The organism is Staphylococcus sp. mip270_02 (genome assembly GCF_054031535.1).
Genome location: NZ_CM132934.1, coordinates 1,493,827 through 1,515,917, shown reverse-complemented (window position 1 = coordinate 1,515,917; position 22,091 = coordinate 1,493,827). Strand labels below are relative to the sequence as shown.

23 protein-coding genes and 2 riboswitches are annotated in these 22,091 nt (G+C 31.2%); of the genes, 8 read left to right on the top strand and 15 right to left on the bottom strand.

The features are described from left to right. Positions 1 to 106: 106 nt before the first annotated feature. Positions 107 to 1,063 (bottom strand): L-lactate dehydrogenase, encoded by a 957-nt coding sequence (locus ACW5YJ_RS07160; protein WP_107551458.1) that lies wholly within the window; start codon positions 1,061 to 1,063, stop codon positions 107 to 109. A 216-nt stretch (positions 1,064 to 1,279) separates the two neighbouring features. Then, entirely contained in the window at positions 1,280 to 2,104 is an 825-nt protein-coding gene (locus tag ACW5YJ_RS07155; protein ID WP_107551459.1) for an alpha/beta fold hydrolase, read from the bottom strand. Positions 2,105 to 2,370: 266 nt separating this feature from the next. On the opposite strand from ACW5YJ_RS07155, the gene ACW5YJ_RS07150 reads away from it, so the two are divergent. Continuing rightward, positions 2,371 to 3,372, top strand: a complete 1,002-nt coding sequence (locus ACW5YJ_RS07150) for a proline dehydrogenase family protein (RefSeq protein WP_017722188.1) — start codon at positions 2,371 to 2,373, stop codon at positions 3,370 to 3,372. A gap of 202 nt (positions 3,373 to 3,574) precedes the next feature. Here the strand turns inward: ACW5YJ_RS07150 and ribH are convergent, their stop codons facing one another. From ribH to ACW5YJ_RS07125, 5 genes are all read right to left on the bottom strand, one after another. Then, positions 3,575 to 4,033, bottom strand: a complete 459-nt coding sequence (gene ribH / locus ACW5YJ_RS07145; RefSeq protein WP_017722189.1) for a 6,7-dimethyl-8-ribityllumazine synthase — start codon at positions 4,031 to 4,033, stop codon at positions 3,575 to 3,577. A gap of 13 nt (positions 4,034 to 4,046) precedes the next feature. Further along, complete coding sequence (locus ACW5YJ_RS07140; RefSeq protein ID WP_017722190.1) at positions 4,047 to 5,228, bottom strand: bifunctional 3,4-dihydroxy-2-butanone-4-phosphate synthase/GTP cyclohydrolase II; 1,182 nt, start codon at positions 5,226 to 5,228, stop codon at positions 4,047 to 4,049. 10 nt (positions 5,229 to 5,238) lie between these two features. Beyond that, a complete protein-coding gene (gene ribE / locus ACW5YJ_RS07135; protein WP_017722191.1) occupies positions 5,239 to 5,871 on the bottom strand; it encodes a riboflavin synthase in 633 nt (210 codons plus the stop codon). A 6-nt stretch (positions 5,872 to 5,877) separates the two neighbouring features. Beyond that, the gene (ribD, locus tag ACW5YJ_RS07130) at positions 5,878 to 6,921 is read right to left on the bottom strand and encodes a bifunctional diaminohydroxyphosphoribosylaminopyrimidine deaminase/5-amino-6-(5-phosphoribosylamino)uracil reductase RibD (RefSeq protein WP_119604069.1); all 1,044 of its coding nucleotides are present in this window, start codon (positions 6,919 to 6,921) and stop codon (positions 5,878 to 5,880) included. Positions 6,922 to 7,085: 164 nt separating this feature from the next. Further along, positions 7,086 to 7,219, bottom strand: a riboswitch (FMN riboswitch). A 265-nt stretch (positions 7,220 to 7,484) separates the two neighbouring features. Beyond that, positions 7,485 to 8,948 carry an FAD/NAD(P)-binding protein gene (locus ACW5YJ_RS07125; RefSeq protein ID WP_017722193.1) on the bottom strand — a complete coding sequence of 488 codons (1,464 nt, stop codon included), beginning with the start codon at positions 8,946 to 8,948 and terminating at the stop codon, positions 7,485 to 7,487. 171 nt (positions 8,949 to 9,119) lie between these two features. On the opposite strand from ACW5YJ_RS07125, the gene ACW5YJ_RS07120 reads away from it, so the two are divergent. Continuing rightward, positions 9,120 to 10,046 (top strand): osmoprotectant ABC transporter substrate-binding protein, encoded by a 927-nt coding sequence (locus tag ACW5YJ_RS07120; protein ID WP_017722194.1) that lies wholly within the window; start codon positions 9,120 to 9,122, stop codon positions 10,044 to 10,046. A 430-nt stretch (positions 10,047 to 10,476) separates the two neighbouring features. Here the strand turns inward: ACW5YJ_RS07120 and sagB are convergent, their stop codons facing one another. Together sagB and ACW5YJ_RS07110 are read right to left on the bottom strand one after the other, a co-directional pair. Further along, positions 10,477 to 11,331: a peptidoglycan release complex glucosaminidase SagB gene (gene sagB / locus ACW5YJ_RS07115; RefSeq protein ID WP_017722195.1), complete on the bottom strand. Its 855-nt coding sequence runs from the start codon at positions 11,329 to 11,331 to the stop codon at positions 10,477 to 10,479. 165 nt (positions 11,332 to 11,496) lie between these two features. Beyond that, a complete protein-coding gene (locus ACW5YJ_RS07110; protein WP_017722196.1) occupies positions 11,497 to 11,721 on the bottom strand; it encodes a hypothetical protein in 225 nt (74 codons plus the stop codon). Positions 11,722 to 11,938: 217 nt separating this feature from the next. Here ACW5YJ_RS07110 and ACW5YJ_RS07105 point away from each other — a divergent pair, with 217 nt between their 5' ends. Then, entirely contained in the window at positions 11,939 to 12,406 is a 468-nt protein-coding gene (locus ACW5YJ_RS07105; protein WP_457338055.1) for a sigma-70 family RNA polymerase sigma factor, read from the top strand. 12 nt (positions 12,407 to 12,418) lie between these two features. Then, a complete protein-coding gene (locus ACW5YJ_RS07100; protein ID WP_107551464.1) occupies positions 12,419 to 12,841 on the top strand; it encodes a competence protein ComK in 423 nt (140 codons plus the stop codon). A gap of 8 nt (positions 12,842 to 12,849) precedes the next feature. Here the strand turns inward: ACW5YJ_RS07100 and ACW5YJ_RS07095 are convergent, their stop codons facing one another. The 3 genes from ACW5YJ_RS07095 to ACW5YJ_RS07085 form a co-directional block, all read right to left on the bottom strand. Beyond that, positions 12,850 to 13,299: a hypothetical protein gene (locus ACW5YJ_RS07095; protein WP_107551465.1), complete on the bottom strand. Its 450-nt coding sequence runs from the start codon at positions 13,297 to 13,299 to the stop codon at positions 12,850 to 12,852. Positions 13,300 to 13,435: 136 nt separating this feature from the next. Beyond that, positions 13,436 to 14,071: a pentapeptide repeat-containing protein gene (locus ACW5YJ_RS07090; RefSeq protein ID WP_017722200.1), complete on the bottom strand. Its 636-nt coding sequence runs from the start codon at positions 14,069 to 14,071 to the stop codon at positions 13,436 to 13,438. 208 nt (positions 14,072 to 14,279) lie between these two features. Then, complete coding sequence (locus tag ACW5YJ_RS07085) at positions 14,280 to 14,993, bottom strand: transaldolase (RefSeq protein WP_017722201.1); 714 nt, start codon at positions 14,991 to 14,993, stop codon at positions 14,280 to 14,282. A gap of 278 nt (positions 14,994 to 15,271) precedes the next feature. On the opposite strand from ACW5YJ_RS07085, the gene ACW5YJ_RS07080 reads away from it, so the two are divergent. The 3 genes from ACW5YJ_RS07080 to ACW5YJ_RS07070 all read left to right on the top strand — a co-directional run bounded on the left by ACW5YJ_RS07080 (position 15,272) and on the right by ACW5YJ_RS07070 (position 16,522). Continuing rightward, a complete protein-coding gene (locus ACW5YJ_RS07080) occupies positions 15,272 to 15,577 on the top strand; it encodes a hypothetical protein (protein WP_017722202.1) in 306 nt (101 codons plus the stop codon). Between the two features lie 229 nt (positions 15,578 to 15,806). Then, positions 15,807 to 16,169: a fluoride efflux transporter CrcB gene (crcB, locus tag ACW5YJ_RS07075; protein ID WP_017722203.1), complete on the top strand. Its 363-nt coding sequence runs from the start codon at positions 15,807 to 15,809 to the stop codon at positions 16,167 to 16,169. Beyond that, positions 16,169 to 16,522, top strand: coding sequence for a fluoride efflux transporter FluC (locus ACW5YJ_RS07070; RefSeq protein WP_457338054.1), 354 nt, complete (start codon positions 16,169 to 16,171; stop codon positions 16,520 to 16,522). The genes crcB and ACW5YJ_RS07070 overlap by 1 nt, the downstream gene beginning before the upstream one ends. 221 nt (positions 16,523 to 16,743) lie before the next feature. On the opposite strand, the gene ACW5YJ_RS07065 is transcribed toward ACW5YJ_RS07070, so the two are convergent. The 3 genes from ACW5YJ_RS07065 to metK all read right to left on the bottom strand — a co-directional run bounded on the left by ACW5YJ_RS07065 (position 16,744) and on the right by metK (position 20,066). After that, positions 16,744 to 17,580, bottom strand: a complete 837-nt coding sequence (locus ACW5YJ_RS07065) for an aldo/keto reductase (protein ID WP_457338053.1) — start codon at positions 17,578 to 17,580, stop codon at positions 16,744 to 16,746. Between the two features lie 287 nt (positions 17,581 to 17,867). Further along, positions 17,868 to 18,776, bottom strand: coding sequence for a nuclease-related domain-containing protein (locus tag ACW5YJ_RS07060; protein ID WP_029376984.1), 909 nt, complete (start codon positions 18,774 to 18,776; stop codon positions 17,868 to 17,870). Between the two features lie 93 nt (positions 18,777 to 18,869). Next, complete coding sequence (metK, locus tag ACW5YJ_RS07055; RefSeq protein ID WP_135092735.1) at positions 18,870 to 20,066, bottom strand: methionine adenosyltransferase; 1,197 nt, start codon at positions 20,064 to 20,066, stop codon at positions 18,870 to 18,872. Positions 20,067 to 20,175: 109 nt separating this feature from the next. Then, a riboswitch (SAM riboswitch) is annotated at positions 20,176 to 20,288 on the bottom strand. A gap of 166 nt (positions 20,289 to 20,454) precedes the next feature. On the opposite strand from metK, the gene pckA reads away from it, so the two are divergent. After that, positions 20,455 to 22,044: a phosphoenolpyruvate carboxykinase (ATP) gene (pckA, locus tag ACW5YJ_RS07050; protein WP_135092736.1), complete on the top strand. Its 1,590-nt coding sequence runs from the start codon at positions 20,455 to 20,457 to the stop codon at positions 22,042 to 22,044. Positions 22,045 to 22,091 lie beyond the last annotated feature (47 nt).

Sequence of the window (22,091 nt, the reverse complement as noted above, 5' to 3'; positions counted from 1 at the left end):
TAATTCATAAAAATCATCATTCATTGTGATATAAAATCTTCACTGAATAAATATTAGAATTTTTAATAAAATTAATCTTATATACAGTTTAAATTCAAACTATGAATTATGCAATTAAATGAGATATTTTATTTTGCATTTCTTTCAAAATATTGACAGAATTGTTGAATAAACTTTCTTCTTCCTCGTTTAAAGGTATTTCAAATACTTTCACCGCGCCTTGTCGGTTAATTTTTGTAGGAACACCTACATAGACATCTTTTTGGTTATATTCTCCTTCTAAATAACTAGAAACTGTTAAGATGAGATTTTGATTATTTAATATAGCTTTTGTAATATGAACCAAGCCCATAGCGATACCATAGTATGTCGCCCCTTTAGCTTGAATAATATCATACGCCGCATCACGAGTATTCACAAAAATTTCTTCAATTCTGTGTTGTCTTTCGGGATCATCTTTAAGTAATTGATATAGCGGTTGACCTGCAATATTTGCTTGTGACCAAACTGCTAATTCTGAATCTCCATGTTCGCCTATAATTTGACCGTGAACACTTCTATCTGATACACCAAATTCTTCTGCCAATTCGTATTTAAATCTTGCAGTATCTAATATCGTTCCAGAACCAATGACTTTTTCTTTTGGTAAACCTGAAACCTCTCTTGTTACATAAGTCAGAACATCTACAGGATTTGTAGCTACAAGAAAAATACCATCAAACCCTGAATCCATTACTTCAGAAACTATATTTTTAAATATTTTTGTATTTTTTTCAATTAAATCTAACCTTGTTTCTCCTGGTTTTTGAGCAGCACCAGCAGTAATTACAACTATGTCTGCATTATCACAATCTTTATAACTACCCGCTTTAATCTTTATAGGTGATCCACCATAAGGTGCAGCGTGGTTCAAATCCATAACGTCACCTTTAACTTTTTCTTCTGCTAAATCAATAATCACTAATTCATCCGCTACACCCTGAGCAACTAATGCGAATGCATAGCTAGAGCCTACAGCGCCATCTCCAATTAAAACCACTTTATTACTTTTAATATATTCCATAATAAGACTCTCCTTACGTATACGAACTTTTATTGTGATTTATTTCACAAATTAAATATAACAGGGACCGAGAAAAAACGCAATGTTTTTGTGATGTAATTCACAAATTAATTTTTTTCGTTCGCCAATCAAAATTAAAAAAGAAAACGCACACTAAGGTACGCTTTCTTATTAAATGTGTATTCGCAACTGGCCTTTATTTAGATTTCTTGATTATTATGAGACTTCATTTTCATCATGAACTATGAATCCATTGTTACTTGAACTATTATTCAAGAAAGATAAAATATATCTCATTACTTCATCTCTTTCAGGTTCATTATGTATTTCATGATATAACCCATCCCAAGCTTTGAAATATAATTCTTCAGTAATTATTTTTTCTTTTATTAAATCCATCGCCGTGACATCAGCTACTTTATCTTCTGTACCATACATTAAAAGCAATGGTAAAGATTTCACATCTTTTAAGTGGTTTACTGTTTCCTTCATTATCTCAACAATTTGTTTATACCAATGATATGTTACTTTTTGTAGCATAAGTTGATCATTATTTGTTTCATCGATTACTTCTGAATTTCTAGTTAAATCTTCAACTGTAATACCAACTTTAAACCTAGTATCTTTAGCAAGTTTACCTATATTCGAAATAATCTTATCTTTTCTAGTTTTATTGCTTTTTTTAAACTCAAGTAAAGGTGAAAGTAACATCAAGCCTTCAATTGGTACTTCCACTTTTTCAAGCAAGTTTAAAACAATTAAACCACCCAATCCTACGCCTAAGACATAAGTTGGCAATTTATATTCATTCGCTATTCGGATCCATTCAAGTATGTGCTCATGATATACATCAAAATTATCAATTTGCCCTTTGTTTGAACGTGAAGTTTGCCCTTGTCCTGGCAAATCACCCATAATTACATGGTACCCATTACGGCGAAGCATTGTAATTACATATGCGTATCTACCTGTATGTTCAAGCATGTTGTGTGCGATTACAACAACACCTTTGGCTTCATTTTCGGTTTCCCATTTCCACATTATCCATACTTCCCCTTCTACTTTAAATTCATTAACTATATTGTATCAAAATATCATGTAGTTTTTCCATTTTAAACATAACAATACAACTCTAAAAGTGAGTTTATTTCCTACAACTAAATTTATAATTCTCTTGAATATGGAACTCATGAGTATATTTAATAATTTAAAGTGTAATATATTTTATTGTAAACGATTTCATTACTATTTGATTCATGCTACACTATTAATGAAACATAGCTATAAGCGGAATAGGAGGAATTAATATGCCAATTGTGAAGAATTTTTTTATCGGATTATCAAATAATCCGCTTTTGAATAAGAGCGCCAAGGAAATCGGGCCGATGCTCGGGGCAAATAAAGTAGTTGCGGGTAATACTATTACTGCCTTGGTGGACACAATTGAACGTTTAAATAACAAGGGGATTACTGTTACAGTAGATTGCCTTGGAGAGTTTGTTCTAACTGAAGGTGAAGCAATCCAAGCAAAAGACCAAATCATAGAAGTGATGTATGCAATTTATAATCATAACTTAGATGGTCACATGTCTATTAAACTGAGTCAGTTAGGTTCAGAATTTGATATAGATCTTGCTTATCGCAATTTACGTGAAATATTATTGAAGGCTAATCAATTTGATAATATGCATATTAATATAGATACTGAAAAGTATGATAGTCTATTCGATATCACCCAAGTTTTAGATCGCTTAAAAGGTGAATTTAAAAATGTGGGCACTGTAATTCAGGCATATTTATATAAAGCTGATGCACTTATTGATAAATATCCAGAATTAAGACTACGCATGGTAAAAGGTGCTTACAAAGAAAGCGATACTATAGCCTATCAAACAAAAGAAGAGATAGATAAAAATTATATTCGTTTGATGGAGAAAAGGCTTTTAAATTCAAAAAATGTAACTTCAATTGCTACACATGATGATGAAATCATCAGACACATGAAACAATTTATTAAAGATAATAATATTGAAAAAAGTCGATACGAATTTCAAATGTTGTATGGTTTCCGTACAGATTTAGCAGAAAAAATTGCTGGTGAAGGTAATAACTTCTGTATCTACGTCCCTTATGGCGATGATTGGTTTAGTTACTTTATGCGCAGACTAGCAGAGAGACCACAAAATTTAAACTTAATGTTTAAAGAAGTTATGAAACCCGATATTCTTAAAAAAGTTGGTATAGTTAGTGGTGCTGTTGCATCATTTGGGCTAGCAACAACATTTATATACCGTATTTTTAAGAAATAACATAAATAACGGGTATGTACAACACCAAATTTAATAAATTGATATTACATACCCGTTTTTCCACTGTTGGCTAGATTTCTAAATAACTTAATACAAGTAATTTAGTTTTCTAGTCATCATGTGCTGTTCATATATTTTATTTTCCAAACGTATAAATTTACAATTATCAGCCACAATCCTCGTTTAAATACTTGAGGGTTTTTTATATTTCTCGTAATAAATTTGCCATTTCAATGGCACTAACAGCTGCTTCTGAACCTTTATTACCTGCTTTAGTACCAGCTCGTTCGACAGCTTGTTCGATATTTTCAGTTGTCAAAATTCCAAAAATTACTGGCGTATTGGTTACATCATTTGCTTTAGAAATACCTTTCGCTACTTCATTACATACATAATCGTAATGTGAAGTCGAACCTCTAATCACACAACCTAAAGTGATAATTGCATCGTAATCACTTTTTTCTGCTAATTTTTTAGCTACTAAAGGAATCTCAAAAGCACCGGGTACATAAGCTACATCGATGTTTTCTTCTGGTACCTCATGTCTAATTAAAGTGTCTTTCGCTCCATCCAATAAACGATTTGTTATAAAATCATTAAACCTACTTACTACTATAGCAACTTTTAAATCAGAACCTATTAATTTACCTTCAAAATTCATTATATTTTCCTCCTTATATTAAGTGACCCATTTTTTCTTTTTTTGTATCCATATAATCTTGATTATATTTATTAGTTGGTACAATAAGTTCGACACGTTTAGTAATATCAATACCGTAGTTCTCTAAGCTTTCAAATTTCTTAGGATTATTACTTAATAAATTAACACTTTCAACGCCAAAATATTTTAATATTCGGGCAGCATTTTGATAATTTCTTAAGTCTTCTTCAAAGCCCAAAGCAATATTTGCTGTTACTGTATCATAACCTTGTTCAATCAGTTCATATGCTTTTAATTTATTTATTAATCCAATACCTCTACCTTCTTGAGGTAAATATAAAATAATTCCACCGTGTTCATTTATATATTTCATAGACGCTTCTAATTGTTCGCCACAATCACATCTTTGACTATGAAATATATCTCCTGTTAAACATGCTGAGTGTATGCGTACATTTTCAGTTTGTTTAATATCGCCATTTACAATAGCCACTATTTCTTCGTCACTATCTGAAGTTGTAAAACCGTACATATCGAACACACCATAATCCGTTGGCAATTTCACTTTTGCTTTTGCTTCTAATTTCGAAATCGCAGACTTACGGTATTTTTCTAAATCTTCTATCGAAATCATTACTAAGTCATGTGTTTCTTTAAATGTTTCTAATGACTCACCTTTTGCCATAGTGCCATCATCATTCATAATTTCACAAATTAATGCAGCAGGTTTAGCACCTGTTAATTTAGCTAAATCAACTGATGCTTCTGTATGTCCACGTCTTGTCAACACACCATCATCTTGTGCTATTAATGGAAATAAATGACCTGGTTTATTAAAATCATTCCCACTTACGCTATCATCTATTAAAGCTCTTGCTGTCAACATTCTCTCGTCGGCGCTTATGCCTGTAGTTGTATCGACGTGGTCAATGCTAACTGTGAATTGTGTTCCATAAATATCAGAATTATTACTAACCATTGGGTTTAAATCCAATTTTTTAGCTATATCACTACTGATAGGTGCACAAATTAATCCTCTACCATGCGTAGCCATGAAATTAACAGTGTCATTATGCATCCATTCAGTTACAGCTACTAAGTCACCTTCATTCTCTCTATTTTCGTCATCTACAACGATAATACTGTCACCATTTTTTAATGCTTTTAAAGCTTTTTCTATACTATCTAATTGCATATTACCCCTCCTAAAATCCAAATGCTCTAAGTTTTTCTGGGCTCAATTCCGATTCGTTAGTATTTATAATTCGTTCAACATATTTGAATAACATATCAGTTTCTATATGCACTGGATCGCCAACACGTTTCTGATTTAAAATTGTTGATTTTCTTGTTTCTGGTATAAGATGAATATCAAACTCAGCTTCTTTTAGTTGGAAAATAGTTAAACTCACACCATCTACAGTAATTGAACCTTGACTAACCATTTGTTTAATTAGTGCAGTTGATGGTTTAATAGTAACGATTTTAGAGTTGTCTGATGCTTGTATACGTGTGATTTTAGCAACTTCATCTACATGACCTAAAACAAAGTGACCACCAAAACGACCTTGTCCACTCATAGCTCTTTCTAAATTCACTTCAGCAGATTGAGTTAATTGGTTTAAATATGTTTTATTCTCGGTACCTTTAATAACCTGAACTGAAAAACTTTGATGATCAAATTCCACCACCGTTAAACATGCACCGTTAACACTGATTGAATCTCCGATATGCATATCTGATAAAATTGTTTGGCACTCAATCTTTAAGTTAACTACAGACTGTTGCGTTGATACTTTTTTTATGGTTCCAATTTCTTCAACAATTCCTGTAAACACCGACGATCACTTCTTTCGTAACTCTAGTTTGATATTTTGCTCAAGCATTTGTGAATTTACAATTTCAAACTGTGGTACTTCTGATAGATTAAAAATACTTTCACTTTGGAAAAATTGATAACTACCAGAACCACCTATTATTTTCGGGGCGTAATATAATATTAGTTCGTTCGTAAATTTAGATTGAAGAAATTCCGAAGTCACTGTGGGCCCTGCCTCTACTAGCACACTTCCAATCCCTCTTTGATATAAATCTTTTAATATATTTTCAATTGAACAATTAGTTAATTCTATGATTTCTACATGTTCAATATTTGTTTTTAAATTTTTATTTTGAGTATAAATCCAAATTGGTTCATTTCTTAATTGAAAAATATCTAAATTAAAATCAATTTCACCAGTTTTAGATAAGATGACTTTTATAGGATGCTTACCTTCTTCAATACGTGTAGTATATTGTGGGTTATCTGCATGTATCGTGCCTTTACCTGTCAACACTGCATCGTGTTTATGACGTAGGTGAAAGACATCATTTTTTACTGCTTTATTAGTAATCCATTTACTTTCACCTTTATCAGTCGCTTGTTTACCGTCAAGACTACATGAGACTTTAACTGTAACCTCTGGAATAGATTCATTCTTAGCTATAAAGAAATCCCTATATAGTGATTCTGCCTCTGATTGAGGACGGAATATCACTTCAACGCCGGCCTGTCCTAATATGTCATCACCTTCAGAGGGTAATGTTGTGTCTTTAACTGCATAGACAACCTTTTTAATACCCGCTTCAATAATTTTATTTACACACGGTGGCGTCGAACCATAATGCGTACATGGCTCTAGCGAAATATATATAGTTCCTCCTCGCGCATTGTCTTGGGCCATATCCAAAGCTTGTACTTCAGCATGCTTACCACCTTTTTGCAAATGGGCTCCCATGCCAACAATATGGCCATCATTTACTACTACAGATCCAACTGGTGGGTTCAAACCCGTTTGGCCTTCTACCATTTTTGCTAATTGAATAGCGTAATTCAAATAATGACTCATTTTATCACCTCTAAAAAATAAAAAAACACCTGAACTTAACATTTCAGGTGTGGGATATATATTGATATAACATTTTTAGCAATAGTAAAATATACACTTATACATATTCAAATAAAAGTGTATGCTAAATAAACACTTAAAAAGTGCTATTTTCAAGTTATACTTCATTCTTTCTCCCATCCAGACTTTACTGTCGGCTCTAGAGTTTCACTAGATCAGCCACATTTGCTTCGACAAATGCAGGTCGCAGGCTTAATTTACTGCCGGTTGGGAATTTCACCCTGCCCCGAAAGAATATTTATGAAATTGTATTCGATGATTGAGTCAGGTAACTTTGAATAAGTTACAAAATAATGGTACTACACTTTTGAGAAAATGACAATTCTTATTATCTAAGTCGGTTTTGTTTTTTTATATTCTTTACAATACTACAATTTAAAGCACAAACAAATTAGTTTTAACCTGGTGACATCTAGTCAAATTATGAATAAACGTCACGATTAATCCACAACTTATTTAGTTAATTTATCATTGTGCAATTTATCCCTAAATAGTAAACTCCTTTATTTTGTAGTTAATAAATGGTCAACTACATTAACAGCTTGTTTTACAATCATCATTACGCCATTACGTGATTGGTTAATTCCATTTGTTAATTGGCCGAGCGCATACATATGTTTCAGTGTGCCATAGCGCGGACTTATAATTTGATTAGTTTCAGCAACAATTTGAATTCCACCAAGTGGATGCGCTTGTACAACCTGTCTGTTCTCGAGATTTAATACGAGTTGGTCATCGCCATCTAAATCTGCAAGTTGTGTCTTTGATCCTGTAGCATTAATTACAATATCATACTGTTCTACTGACGCATCTTTATATTTAAAGTTGAACTTATTATCATTATATTGAACATCCTCTAAATCACTCTTAATTTTAATCGTGCCATGGTTAATGTGATCAATCAATAATCGTGCTGTTTGAGGCGGCATCGGATTTGAATTCTCTTTTAATATAGGCTGATAATTAGTTAAAAACCGTTTTTGGTCCTCTCTACTTAAACTATTCCAAATCCAATTTAAATTTTCTTTCGTTAATTCAAGTATACTTTGTAATTTCCCTAATTCATCAGCATGTTCTAAATCATAAGTTAAATCTTTAATTGAATCACCTTGACTACGATGGATTAATGTTTCAACATCAATATTATGTAACGCACAATCTTTCAAGAACAACTTTATTGCCTCATCTAGGGGTACATTGCCAAAATGCTTGTGTTTTATTTCATTAAATTTTTCTGGAGTTACATATTCAAAGTCGATGTCAGGCATCACACCTCTTACACTTGGCAATCGTCCTTTTCGACTAGCAATAGTAATAGGTAGTTTAGGATGATGTGCCGTTACATAACGAATAACATCTAAACTTGCTAATCCTGTACCTATAATAGCGATTTCATCGGAATCTTGTACATCGTTTAATGTGTTATAGGTCGGATATGGTGTTTTAATATAACCACGTATCCCCTTTAAGCCATATGGATCATGGTATGACAGAGTACCAATAGTCAAAAAGACAACATCATACTTTTTACAATTTTCCATTTCTTTAGAAGTACAAACACAATATGTCACATCTGTCTGCCCTACTTTTGACTCAATAAATACTTCATTAACTTCTTCTTTGATTGTATGTATATTGTCGTAATCATGATTAAACTTCTGTAAATAATCTTTCATATAATGACCAAATATAAATCTTGGTAAATATTCTGGATTTGAAAATTTAAATGTAGATTGCATTTCATACCATTCATAAAACTCTCTATGGTTATCTAAATTCAAAGACATTTGTGCTGCCGGTAGATTTATCAATAATTCTGCACTGTCATTTTGAAAAGGAACACCCTGGCCCATATTTATAGGATTGTCATATACATCAATATTCATTTTAGAAAAAGAGTCACTTTTCACTAATTCTTTTAAAAGCGTGACACCTGCAGTGCCCATTCCAATAATGGCAATTCTCATAGTACACTTCCTTACTAAGATTATTTGTCCTTATTATACCAGTCCTTTAGTGTATATTACACATTAATGGTCTGCTAGTATTTTATCAAGCAGTGTTATAATGTTTTGCTAAGTGTGTTAATCTTAATATATTGCAATAATAGTTTTTTAATATATATAAGGAGTTCAATAATGAAATATTTAAAAAGATTTTTATTTTTCATTTTAGCAAGTACCTTTTTACTAGCTAGTTGCGATTTGCCAGGTTTAGGCGGTGGCCAATCAAAAAATACTGTTAAAATATCAGCTTTAGCTACTAGTGAATCACAAATTATGGCTTATATGTTAAAAGAACTTATTGAACATGATACACAAGGCGAAACATCTGGCACTATCATCAACAATTTAGGGTCTGCTACAATACAACACAATGCATTAATGAATGGAGACGCTGATATATCAAGCACTCGTTACACTGGTACAGATTTAGTTGGTGTACTTGAACAAGAACCTATTACAGATACAAGTAAAGCTATGGCGATTACTAAAAAATTATTTAACCAAAAGTTTAATCAAACATTTTTTAATTCTTATGGTTTCGAAAACACATTCGCATTTATGGTCACAAAAGAAACCGCAGAAAAATACAATCTACAAACTGTTTCAGATTTAAAAAAAATTAAAGATAAAGTCAATGTTGGAACAGATACAACTTGGATTAAACGTGGTGGGGATGGATACGCACCTTTCCAAAAACACTATGGCTTCGGTTTTAATTCACTTAAACCTATGCAAATCGGTCTTGTGTATGATGCGTTAAAAAATAATAAATTGGATGTGGCATTAGGCTATACAACTGATGGAAGAATAGCTGCGTATGATTTAGTTGTATTAAAAGATGACAAAAATTTCTTCCCACCATATGATGCCAGTGCAGTTGCTCCAAATAAGTTACTCAAAGAACATCCACAAATCAAAAAAGCAATCTCGAAACTTGATGATAAAATTAGTACAGAACAAATGCAAAAATTAAATTATGAAGCTGATGGTAAAGGAAAAGAACCAGCAATTGTAGCTGAAACATTCTTAAAAAAACATAATTATTTTGATGAAAAGTAGATAAATATTAAAATGTTAATCAGTCTCAATTAATTTAAACAATCTTAAGTAGGAAGTGACACTATGAAATTTATTTTAAAAGTATTTATCTCTACGCTTATGTTATTTATTCTTATTAGTCAAAAAAATAAAGCTAAATAAATTAGAACATCCCTAATTATAGCTATTATAAAATAATGTTGAAAAGCCAAACGTCAGTAGACGCTTGGCTTTTTGTTATAGATATTGAAACTGAATATGAAAGCTAGCTTTTCTAAATGACCAACCAATACTTATCCTCATACAATTCTAAACAGTATTATGTCCAAAATTACATAGTTATCCTTTTACAAATCAATAAACTACGAAAACAAGTATAAAAAATAAAAAAACTGTCAACAAAGTTAATACTTCATTGACAGGATAAACAATATGCTTAGCACATGGTTATTTATTGCGTTTTATGCTTTTCATCATCTTTATACACAAAGTATTTATAATACTTACCTTCTGTTTTCATATCATTATAGAAATTGGCCATTAAGCTTGCATTACTTTCAGCCCATTTAATGTCGGTAGCGTATTGATGTTCACCAGGATTTTTAGGATTCCATCTCATGCTATAAAGGGTGTTCTGGTCTTTATTTGATAAAAAGTGATCATGAATAAAGTTTGCACCACCACTTATGGCTTTTTCAGGTGTGTCCCAACCATGTTTCTTGGCATATTCTGATCCAGTTTTGATTGGATCTTCATCTAGTGCACCGACCCCAAAAAAGTTATAATATTTTTTTCCATCAATTTCTACGCCACTTGCAAGTTCACTCTTAGCTGATCCTGTTTCTAGTAACGCATGAGAAATCAAATAAACTTCATTTACATGTTTATTTTTCGCTGCTTGTATAAAGTCATCTGAATGTTTTAATAATATTGGATTATCAATTAACATACGTTTAATTCTGTTTTCATCAATTCCTTGGTATTTATCCAACTCTAAAAATTGGTATTTTTGAGTGTCACTCTCTATAAACTCACTACTATTCATTGCGGCTTTTATCTCAGTAGATGATGCATCTCTCCAACTTTTATTATCTTTACTTGAAACTTGTTGGCTTGTGTAGTTATCAATTTGCTTTTTAGATGCTTTATCTAAAGTAACTTTTAGGTTTTCAACTTTTTCTTGTTCGTTTACATCTTTAAAAAAGATTTGATCTGATATCATTGAAAAAACAACAACAACAGCTACACCTAAGATTATCAATAAACCAATAATTGATAATATAGAGCCTTTTTTATGCTTCGTCATGTTCACACCTCTTAGGTAATAATTAGGAATGGAGCCTCTTTAATCTTATGTAATACTACTATTGAGACTATCTGATAATAAAGTTTAACACTAAATACTTAATCGTACAATTTAATCTGATTGTTGTCACATATTCATAAAAAAAGTAATGAAATCTTAATTTCATTACTCTTGACTTTTACGATATTCCATTATGATAAAACTTGCTGCTTGAGATCTATTTTTATAATAATAACGGTTCAAATCTATTGCACCTTCTATTTCACCATCTCGATACATCATTTCGTTTGTCATATTATTAATCATAACAAAGTCTGATTTATCTTTAATTATATCTAAATCATTATGTTTCGCAAAAAAATGTTCTAAATTTAAATGTGCGTAATCCATATAAACCTCCTGATAATTGTCCGAAGATAATATTCATCTCTAAATGCTATATCTTTAAGTTGAATACGCGTTAATGTTATAAAACTTAAATTTATCTACCTTATGACTTCTATTTAACACCTTATGTTACTATTTAGCAAATGAAATTTATTATTTTTCACAATAAAATAAATCTATCCGGAAATTTTTGTTGTATATACAACGATGGAGTTTAACAATGAACTTTGATGAACTATATAAAAATTTCAAGCACATTATCTATTTTCTTCTAAAAAAATATAATATTAAGTACAATAATGATGAATATGTGCAATTACTCACAATAAAAATGTGGGAACTATCAAAAGTTTACACCCCTCAAAAATCTTCTTTAAATTCATTTTTATATCGTCGTCTCAATTTCTTTATTATCGATCTTTTTCGTTCTCAACATACTTTTGAAACATATAACATTTTTGAATTAGATAACATTTCCAATATTAATTCTCCCTTTGATGATGCTCGGCTCCTGTATGATAATTTTCTTTCTCACTTATCAGAAAAAGAACAATTTTGGCTACAATTAAAATTAGCCGGTTATAAACAAAAAGAATTAGCTAAAGAATTAAATTGTTCAATTTCCACATTAAAAAATTATCAAAATAGAGTCAAAAGAAAGTATAAAAATTATTATCTTAATAAATGAGGTGAAACATTCATGTCTAATCTAACTAAAATATTATATTTCAAAACTGCAATAGGACCAGAAATACTTACAATATGCCAATTCACTACACATCAATTTATATATCCATCTCCAATTAATCAAACTATTAACTACATTTTAGAAAAGTATCAACGTTCACATAAAGTACAGCTAGAACAGTCTAAACGAATATTAAAGATTAAGAAGTTAGTACCTATTTATATCGATTATCAAACAACAATATTCCCTGTAAAACCCCAACGTTCCCCTATACAATATTATATCAATGCTTGTACTATTAACGGCTTAAAATCCAAAGGTTCATCCACAATCATTTATTTTGATAATGGTACATTTATCACTGTAGACGCCCCATATATTTTTATATATAAAAAATGGCAAGAAAGTTTAACACTTTCTCACCTTTTAAGATAGTTTCATTACTATAAGGTTTTATTATGTTTATATTCTAGTAATTTTTTAGTGAAATATCCAGTTACTACTTTTATCATGTATAGACTGACTATAACTAATAGCAATGCTCCCACCAAAGTTAATACAACAGTGACAGTTGATAGTTCGACTTCTGGCTTAATGAAATATTGTACTGAAGTCAAACTTGTCAAAAAACCGAACAAGAACAAACCAATAAGTACGATATACGTACCTAAAATGCCTAATAATAATACGAATAATTGCGTACTTGAAACGACTTTTTCTTTAAAAATATATTCCTTCAAAAATTGATTTGAGAATGCAACTGGACGATTTAATTGATTGCTTTCATTTAAATCAACTGTTTTAGATAACACTTCATCTAATTTATTTTTCTCTTTTTTGTTTAAAAACCATAATTGCTTTTTCACTTTTTGCTCAAAGATATTTGCTTTCATTTGAAATGTTCTCCTTTATCACGTTCACATCACTTCAGTTACTTCTTTAAATAATAAATCAATTATCACAGTGATTCAATTAAATTTGACGGTTTTTAAAACAAATATGTATTATCACTATTTTATTTCTTTATATTTAGTCAACGACAACGATGCCAATTAACTTAGCAATTTGAATAGCTTGTTCACTCGATACTTTACACCCTATTAAATCATCTTTTCCAACAGTGATATGTCCAAAAAATGATTTACTTATATCACAACTTTTTAATGACGTTTGATAGATTGACATATGATTTAGATTAGAGTTTAAAAATTCCACATTTTTAAGCAATGTATTATGAAATTCAGCATTTTCTAGATCACTTGTATTGATTCTAAATGCATCAATTTTCGATTCTACTAAATTTATAAAATTTGCTTTTACTTCTTCAAATGTAATATGACTTAATCTCATGTTTTTGAATAATGTTCCTGTCATTCTACAATTTTTAAAAGTAACCCTATGAATCGTTCCATAATCCATCTGAGAATTAGAAAAATCACAGTTTTCAAATACAACATCTGTAAAATCAGCACGCCCTAAATCTGCATTAGCAAAACTACAATCTTTGATTGTTGATCCATATATTAACAACCTATCTAATACTTTTTCTTCCAGTGATGAATTGGATATTTCTGCCAATTCTATTAAATCATCGACTTCATCAAATACTTCTGTTAAATCCTTCTTTTCTAAATAACCATTAATATTAGGTTGCTGTATCTTCATTACTTCACTCCTCTCCAACTAATCATTGCATGCATCATAACATTGAACAAAGAGTGAATTAGCCAGAAAATTTATAATATATAGTATATCAGATATACTTCAAAATTTTATATTTTTAATGTATAAAAAAAGACCAAGACATTAATAAATGTCCCGGTCTTTTTTAGTTATATTTAAATTACAAATAAAACTAAATTTACTTTTACAATTAAAGAATTGATAAGCCTGAGCTTTGGATATCTTTTGCAAACCCTTTAACTGTATCAACTGATAGTTCATTAATGTCACGACCAAGATTGTTGTTTACTTTTTTAACAACATCTGCTGGACATGTGATAATATCAGCACCAACTTCATCAGCTTGTATAACGTTAATTACTTCACGACAACTAGCCCATAATAATTTCACGCCGTCTTTACTGTGAGTAATTTCAGCAGCTTCTTTCATCATAGGGATTGGGTCAACTCCTGTATCTGCAATACGGCCAGCAAATACTGACACATAAGTTGGAACGCCTTCAGTTACAGCATCTGTAATTTCTTTAACTTGATCTAAAGTATAAACAGCAGTTACGTTTAAACGTACATTTTCTGCTGATAATTTTTTAATTAGAGAAATAGTTGATTCACCTTTTGTGTTTACAACTGGAATTTTAACAAATACATTACTACCATATTGTTTTAAAATTTCAGCTTCTTTTGCCATAGTTTCTAAATCATCTGCAAATACTTCAAATGAGATAGAAGCATCAGGAATCTCGCGAACAGCTTCTTCAGCGAAAGCTTTATAATCAGTTACCCCTGCTTTTGCCATTAAACTTGGGTTAGTAGTAAAACCATCAACCTGTTTATTTTTATAAGCTGCTTTCATTTCTTCAATATCTGCACCATCTGCAAATACTTCAACATTTAATTTTGCCATTACTTATTCCTCCTGACTTAATTAAATAATTCAACAAAGAATTATTTGATAACGGTTATTAACCATACAACTTAGTTATACCACCTATAAAGAATTAATTCTAATTTTTTGCTTAAAATCAGAATATTTTTACAGTAATATTAAACTTTTTTATACTAAGAGAACTAATCCTACATAAGCATATATTCAATATGTTAATATACTATATAAATATAAATTCCATTAGTTTTTGTAAATTTATGGTATTATTGTTAAATGAATTGCATTAGGAGGTACAAATGGCACGTTCAAAACTTTACTTTTATTTATCTACTTTATTGGTTATTATTAGTTTTTATTTTAATACAAGAAACCCTCTATTAAATATGCATTTTAATTCAATGATAAAATTAATATTTGTTTGTAGTATTATAAATGCTATCATTTTAATAATTTCCATTATTTTTGCTGATAAATCAATCAAACATCTACATGAAGATTCAGATTGGATACGAAAAGCAAGTAAGATATTACCATACGTTATTTTAGTCGTAATTATTATTCATATTCTTGCTTCTCTATCAACATTTGGCATAATATTCTAATTAAGGGGCTAGGACAACAATTGATGTCTTGGCCTCTGTTATTGTGGTTAAAGTGAATCTTTGATTTAATAAAATTATGCTTAAGTTTAAACAATCCGGACAATTTCAATTATAAATACACTCTAAATTTCTAGTTATATTTGACATTATAAAAACAACAAATAAGATTTAATAGCAATGCCATGTTGCTAAAACTTGCACTGTTTTTAAGAAAGGAAGCATGCCAACAATGCAATATTTATATATTTTTGTAGGTGGCGCTGTCGGTGCACTACTTAGATACTTGTTTTCATTTATGAATGTTAATTCAACATTTCCTACTGGTACATTTATCGCTAATATTTTAGGCGCTTTTTTAATGGGTTTTCTAGGGACGCTAGCTATACAATATTACAAGAATAATCCACTTTTAAAAAAAGGTATTACTACAGGTATGCTGGGCGCAATGACTACCTTTTCAACATTTCAATTTGAGCTTATGCATTTATTTGAGCAACAAGAATATCTAGCTGTTGCTATTTACGCAATCAGTAGTTATGTTTTAGGAATTTTCTTATGCTATATCGGCGTTAGATTGGGGGCGCGTAGCTAATGATTAACTGTTTATTAATCATGTTAGGTGGTGGCATAGGGGCAGTCATCCGTGCTTTTATTACTAATTTTTGTAATCGCAAATTCAATAGTATATTACCTGTTGCAACACCTTTCGTTAACATAGTTGGTAGCTTTCTCATTGGTTTCCTATTAGGCACATTGCTTAAGTTAGATTGGGTTGAGCCCTTTGTAATCGTTGGTATATTAGGTGGTCTTACTACCTTTTCTACTTTATCATCTGAACTCGTCCAACTATTAATGACTAAAAAGAAAGTTATTTATTTCATTGTTTATTCTGCACTCCAATACGGCGTTTCCTTTTTAGCTTGTTTATTAGGCTACATACTTTAACGGAAAACCTAATAAAGTTCATTATAAAAAGCCACAAAACCATTAAATTGGTTTTGTGGCTTTTTATGTCATATACATTGTCCATGCTTAATAATGACAATTTCATTAGGCTTGTAATATTATATCGCAAATTTGACTAAATCAAAGTTAACGAGTCAATATCATTAAATCATTAATTTAATTATTAACACTTAAATAATAATACAGTTTTATATAACACTTTAATGACCACTGTATTTTGCAGGATCTGGTCCAATTCTACGTTCTTCATTGAGGTTATCTAATTTTTCTATTTGTGCAGCTGTTAAAGCAAAATCAAATACATTAATATTCTCTTCTATTCTAGAAGGAGTGACCGATTTTGGTATTACTACAACACCATGTTCAATGTTCCATCTAATGATTACTTGAGCCGGTGTTTTGCCCACTTCATTTGCTACCGCATTTACTGTTTCATCTTCCAAAATTTGTGCATTCATTAATGGTGACCATGACTCCATATGAATATTTTGAACTTCCAGATATCTATTTAAAGATGATTGTAATAAATATGGGTGGAATTCTACTTGATTTATTACTGGTTTAATTGAAACTTGTGCTAATAATGCTTCTAAATGTTCAATATTAAAGTTACTTACACCAATATTTTTCACTTTATCATTTTTATAAAGGTCTTCCATACCCTGCCAAGTATCAATCATCAGTGCTTCATCAGTTCCAGGCCAGTGCATTAGATATAAATCCAAATAGTCTAAACCTAATTTGTTTAAACTTGTTTCATATGCATCAGCGACATTTTGACGACCGTAATCATCAAGCCATAATTTAGAAGTAATGAATAAATCACTTCTTTTTAATCCTGTTGAAGCTAATCCTTCAGCAATACCTTGACCTACTTTATCTTCATTTTCATAAATCATTGCTGTGTCGATATGTGTATAACCATTTTCAATTGCATGTTTTACTGACGTTGCACATTCATCATTATTCTCCACACGAAATGTGCCCAATCCAACAATTGGCATTTCATTCCCATTATAAAATGTAATATTTTCCAAGTTAAAATCCCCTTTTTATTTTGTTAATTATTATACTAATTAATATTCCCAAATATATAAATAAAAATGCCTATTTGTTTAAAATTAATTTTTATTTTTGCAATTCTTTAAAGCGTATGTCATCAATCGTATATTTAATTTATGGCTAAATTAAACATGCAGGCTGTATCAGATAATATTTTTAAAGTTTTACAATCCAAAAAAACTGTCAACAAAAGTCTAAATACTTTTGTTGACAGTTTATACTACATAGCCTTATTTATTCTCAAAATTTGAAATTTGTGTCTTTAATTAAATGATTCAATTTCATCCATAACACGTTGCAAATCTTCAACGTTATATTGAATGCGACCATGGAATACGAATTTATTGAAGAATTCATCCAATTGTTCTGGACCAACTAACACTTTGGTATTTGAACTTTGCGCATAGTTTGAAATTGTTACATCGCCCTCATTTTTAGGATTGAAATATAAAATTGTTGTTGGTGTGAATTTTAAATTCAATTCTGTTTGAATATCACCAGCTAGTTTCTCAATATCATTCAAATGAGTCGTATAATTAACAAAAGATAATGAGTTTTCATCTTCGTTTTGATCTAATACAAGAGTTTGTGGTTCTTGTCTATCAAGGTCCAACGTGTTAAACACTTGCTCCATTGTTGGTTGTTCTTTAAATTGTGCGGCACTCACACCATTGTATACGTGACCTTTTAATAATTGTGAGTCAATTATATATAAACCAGTACGCGTAAGTACTAAATGACTAATACGCTGTACATCATTAAATTCATTCTTAGGTAAAAATATATTGGCCATAATGTGCATATCTTCTGGGCGAATTCTTTTCTCATTTACTAATCTTTCTCGAATACCAATAAGTCTCATATCAGTTACATATTCACTTTGATTTTTAGAGAATAATTTCAATGCATCAATTTCTCTATTTTTCGAACTAACTGTAGCATTATATTCTTCTTTTTGCTTTGTTACTGTTTTTTTATTTTCTATTCTTTCTTTTTCTAATTCTTCTTCATGCTCATCGCTTAGTTTTTGTTCTCTGGTTTTGTATTGTTCTTCTACCTTTTGTTGTGCTTTCTTCTTACTTTTCAAAGCAATGATAAATAAAATGAAACAAATTACTGCTACAACAATTGCCACAATTAAACCAATCTCTAATGGTCCAAATGAATTCATAACAAAAAACGCTCCTTTATGTGTTCAGTAACTTAATTATAATAGATAAACGCATAGCATTCGAGAATAAAGTTAAAAAATTTTTTGTTCTAGTTAAGCTTTAACTGTATCTTTTAATAAATTAATTTTATCTAACTTTTCCCATGGTAATAGTACGTCTGTACGACCAAAATGACCATATGCAGCAGTTTGTTTATAAATAGGGTGTTTCAAGTCTAACATTTTAATAATTCCAGCTGGTCTTAGATCAAAATGTTGTCTAACTGCCTCAACCAATTCAATTTCTTTAACTTTTCCTGTACCAAATGTATCTATAGAAATAGAAACCGGCTCAGCTACACCAATAGCATATGCAAGTTGCACTTCACATTTGTCTGCTAATTCAGCAGCAACGATATTTTTTGCTACATAGCGGGCAGCATAAGCAGCAGAACGATCAACTTTAGTTGGGTCTTTACCACTAAAGCATCCCCCACCATGACGTGCATAACCACCATACGTATCAACAATTATTTTACGTCCAGTAAGACCTGCGTCACCTTGTGGTCCACCTATAACGAAACGACCAGTAGGATTGATATAAAATTTAGTGTTCTCATCTAAAAGCGCTTCTGGCACTGTTGGATAAATGACGTGTTGTTTAATATCATCTTGAATTTGTGCTAATTCGATATCTTCAGCATGTTGTGTTGACACGACAATCGTATCAATTCGATGTGGTTGATCTTGCTCATCATATTCCACAGTTACTTGTACTTTACCATCAGGACGTAAGTAATTTAATATTTCATCTTTACGTACATCTGATAAGCGTTTAGCAAGTTGGTGTGACAAGAAGATTGGTAAAGGCATGTATGTATCCGTTTCATTCGTAGCATAACCGAACATCAAACCTTGGTCTCCCGCTCCTGTAGCTTCGATTTCTTCTTCTGATACGTCTTCACGATACTCTAAAGCTGTATCGACACCTTGAGCGATATCTGGTGACTGTTCATCAATTGCCGTTAATACTGCCATTGTCTGGCTATCATAACCGTATTTAGCACGCGTGTAACCTATCTCTTTAATTGTTTCTCTAACCACTTTTGGAATATCAACATATGTTGTTGTTGATATTTCTCCTGAAATTAACGCCATACCAGTAGTCACCGTCGTTTCACAAGCAACACGTGCGTTTGGGTCATCTTTCAATATTTCATCCAATATAGCATCAGATACTTGATCCGCTATTTTATCTGGATGCCCTTCTGTTACCGATTCTGAAGTGAATAATCTTCTATTGTAAGTCATAATTTGCTCCTTTAGTTTTAAATTACGAAAATTCTCTCTCTGTTGAGCTCATTAAAAAAGCCTTCTACACTATCAATAAATAGAGAGAAGGCCCTTATACGTCCATTCGCTCTTATCGTTCAGACGATATTTGTCTGCAAACGGTTTGGCACCTTTCTTCGTATTAAGAAGAGGTTGCTGGGCTTCATTGGGTCCATGTCCCTCCGCCACTCAGGATAAGAGAATCCGTTAAGTCCTATAGTACAGAATCAGCGATATAATGTCAATTTTACATTTATTAATATTTATTTAAAATTCCTTTTAGATTGGTATGGACTATTGATATATATGTGTTATACTCTGTAATTGTAAAGGCTTACAATAACTAAATAGCGTTGGAGGGATTAGTATGGCTGTAGATACATACACTTATACAAACAAAATTGAAAGTATTTTAGACAAACAATCTTCATTATTTCAATTATCTACAACACAGTTGTATAACAAGATTTTAGATAATAATGAAGGCGAACTTACCGAATTAGGTGCAATTAACGCTAGAACAGGTAAATATACAGGTCGTTCACCAAAAGATAAGTTTATTGTAAATGAGCCATCTTATAGAGATGATATTGACTGGGGTAATGTTAACCAACCGATTGAGGAAGAAACATTTTTAAAATTATATGATAAGGTTCTAAACTATTTAGACAAAAAAGATGAACTATATGTATTCAATGGTTATGCCGGTAGTGATCATGACTCACAATTGAAATTAACTGTTGTAAATGAATTGGCGTGGCATAATCTATTTGCTCAAAATATGTTTATACGTCCTAATTCAAAAGAAGAAGCACAAGAAATCAAACCAAACTTCACAATTATTTCAGCACCACATTTTAAAGCCGATCCAGAAATTGACGGCACAAACTCAGAAACATTTATCATCACATCATTCAAACATAAAGTTATCCTCATTGGTGGGACTGAGTATGCTGGTGAAATGAAAAAAGGTATTTTCTCCGTAATGAACTATTTACTACCTAAAGATAACATTATGAGCATGCATTGTTCAGCTAACGTTGGAGACAAAGGTGACGTCGCTTTATTCTTCGGCCTTTCTGGTACTGGTAAAACGACACTATCAGCTGACCCAACACGTAAACTTATTGGCGATGATGAACATGGTTGGAATGAAAATGGTATTTTCAACATTGAAGGTGGTTGTTACGCTAAAGCAATTAACCTTTCTTATAAAAAAGAACCTCAAATATATGACGCTATTAAATATGGTACTATTTTAGAAAATGTTGTTGTTGACGAAGATGGTGATGTTGACTTCGATGATAATCAATACACAGAAAATACTCGTGCAGCATACCCAATCAACCACATTGAAAATATTGTAACGCCATCTAAAGCAGCTCATCCTAATACAATTATTTTCTTAACTGCAGATGCTTTTGGTGTTCTACCACCTATTTCAAAACTATCCAAAGATCAAGCAATGTATCATTTCTTGAGTGGATTCACTGCTAAATTAGCTGGTACAGAACGTGGCGTAACTGAGCCAGAACCTTCATTCTCTACATGTTTCGGTTCACCTTTCTTACCTCTAAACGCTAAAGTTTATGCTGATTTATTAGGTAACTTAATCGATCAACACGATGTAGATGTTTATCTTGTAAACACTGGTTGGACTGGTGGTAAATATGGCGTAGGACGTCGTATAAGCCTAAGTTACACAAGACAAATGGTAAATCAAGCAATCACAGGGCAATTAAGAGATGCTGAATATATTAAAGATGATATGTTTGGTTTAGATATTCCAGTTGAAGTTGAGGATGTGCCTCAAACGCTATTGAATCCTATTAATGCTTGGAGTAAGCCAGAAGCCTATAGAGAGCAAGCTCAAGATTTAATTAACCGTTTCAATCACAACTTCGAAAAATTCGGGATAGAAGTTGATGATCTAGCAATACATGGTGGGTTTAAATAATATTTGTTATTTATATGATATAAAAGAGAGGATTGGGTATTAGAAAC

Excerpts from the sequence above, each read along its gene's own strand:
- ACW5YJ_RS07160 (WP_107551458.1), bottom strand. The coding sequence starts at position 1,063 with ATGGAATATATTAAAAGTAATAAAGTGGTTTTAATTGGAGATGGCGCT.
- ACW5YJ_RS07155 (WP_107551459.1), bottom strand. The coding sequence starts at position 2,104 with ATGTGGAAATGGGAAACCGAAAATGAAGCCAAAGGTGTTGTTGTAATC.
- ACW5YJ_RS07150 (WP_017722188.1), top strand. The coding sequence starts at position 2,371 with ATGCCAATTGTGAAGAATTTTTTTATCGGATTATCAAATAATCCGCTT.
- ribH (WP_017722189.1), bottom strand. The coding sequence starts at position 4,033 with ATGAATTTTGAAGGTAAATTAATAGGTTCTGATTTAAAAGTTGCTATA.
- ACW5YJ_RS07140 (WP_017722190.1), bottom strand. The coding sequence starts at position 5,228 with ATGCAATTAGATAGTATAGAAAAAGCTTTAAAAGCATTAAAAAATGGT.
- ribD (WP_119604069.1), bottom strand. The coding sequence starts at position 6,921 with ATGAGTCATTATTTGAATTACGCTATTCAATTAGCAAAAATGGTAGAA.
- ACW5YJ_RS07125 (WP_017722193.1), bottom strand. The coding sequence starts at position 8,948 with ATGAGAATTGCCATTATTGGAATGGGCACTGCAGGTGTCACGCTTTTA.
- ACW5YJ_RS07120 (WP_017722194.1), top strand. The coding sequence starts at position 9,120 with ATGAAATATTTAAAAAGATTTTTATTTTTCATTTTAGCAAGTACCTTT.
- sagB (WP_017722195.1), bottom strand. The coding sequence starts at position 11,331 with ATGACGAAGCATAAAAAAGGCTCTATATTATCAATTATTGGTTTATTG.
- ACW5YJ_RS07110 (WP_017722196.1), bottom strand. The coding sequence starts at position 11,721 with ATGGATTACGCACATTTAAATTTAGAACATTTTTTTGCGAAACATAAT.
- ACW5YJ_RS07105 (WP_457338055.1), top strand. The coding sequence starts at position 11,939 with ATGAACTTTGATGAACTATATAAAAATTTCAAGCACATTATCTATTTT.
- ACW5YJ_RS07100 (WP_107551464.1), top strand. The coding sequence starts at position 12,419 with ATGTCTAATCTAACTAAAATATTATATTTCAAAACTGCAATAGGACCA.
- ACW5YJ_RS07095 (WP_107551465.1), bottom strand. The coding sequence starts at position 13,299 with ATGAAAGCAAATATCTTTGAGCAAAAAGTGAAAAAGCAATTATGGTTT.
- ACW5YJ_RS07090 (WP_017722200.1), bottom strand. The coding sequence starts at position 14,071 with ATGAAGATACAGCAACCTAATATTAATGGTTATTTAGAAAAGAAGGAT.
- ACW5YJ_RS07085 (WP_017722201.1), bottom strand. The coding sequence starts at position 14,993 with ATGGCAAAATTAAATGTTGAAGTATTTGCAGATGGTGCAGATATTGAA.
- ACW5YJ_RS07080 (WP_017722202.1), top strand. The coding sequence starts at position 15,272 with ATGGCACGTTCAAAACTTTACTTTTATTTATCTACTTTATTGGTTATT.
- crcB (WP_017722203.1), top strand. The coding sequence starts at position 15,807 with ATGCAATATTTATATATTTTTGTAGGTGGCGCTGTCGGTGCACTACTT.
- ACW5YJ_RS07070 (WP_457338054.1), top strand. The coding sequence starts at position 16,169 with ATGATTAACTGTTTATTAATCATGTTAGGTGGTGGCATAGGGGCAGTC.
- ACW5YJ_RS07060 (WP_029376984.1), bottom strand. The coding sequence starts at position 18,776 with ATGAATTCATTTGGACCATTAGAGATTGGTTTAATTGTGGCAATTGTT.
- metK (WP_135092735.1), bottom strand. The coding sequence starts at position 20,066 with ATGACTTACAATAGAAGATTATTCACTTCAGAATCGGTAACAGAAGGG.
- pckA (WP_135092736.1), top strand. The coding sequence starts at position 20,455 with ATGGCTGTAGATACATACACTTATACAAACAAAATTGAAAGTATTTTA.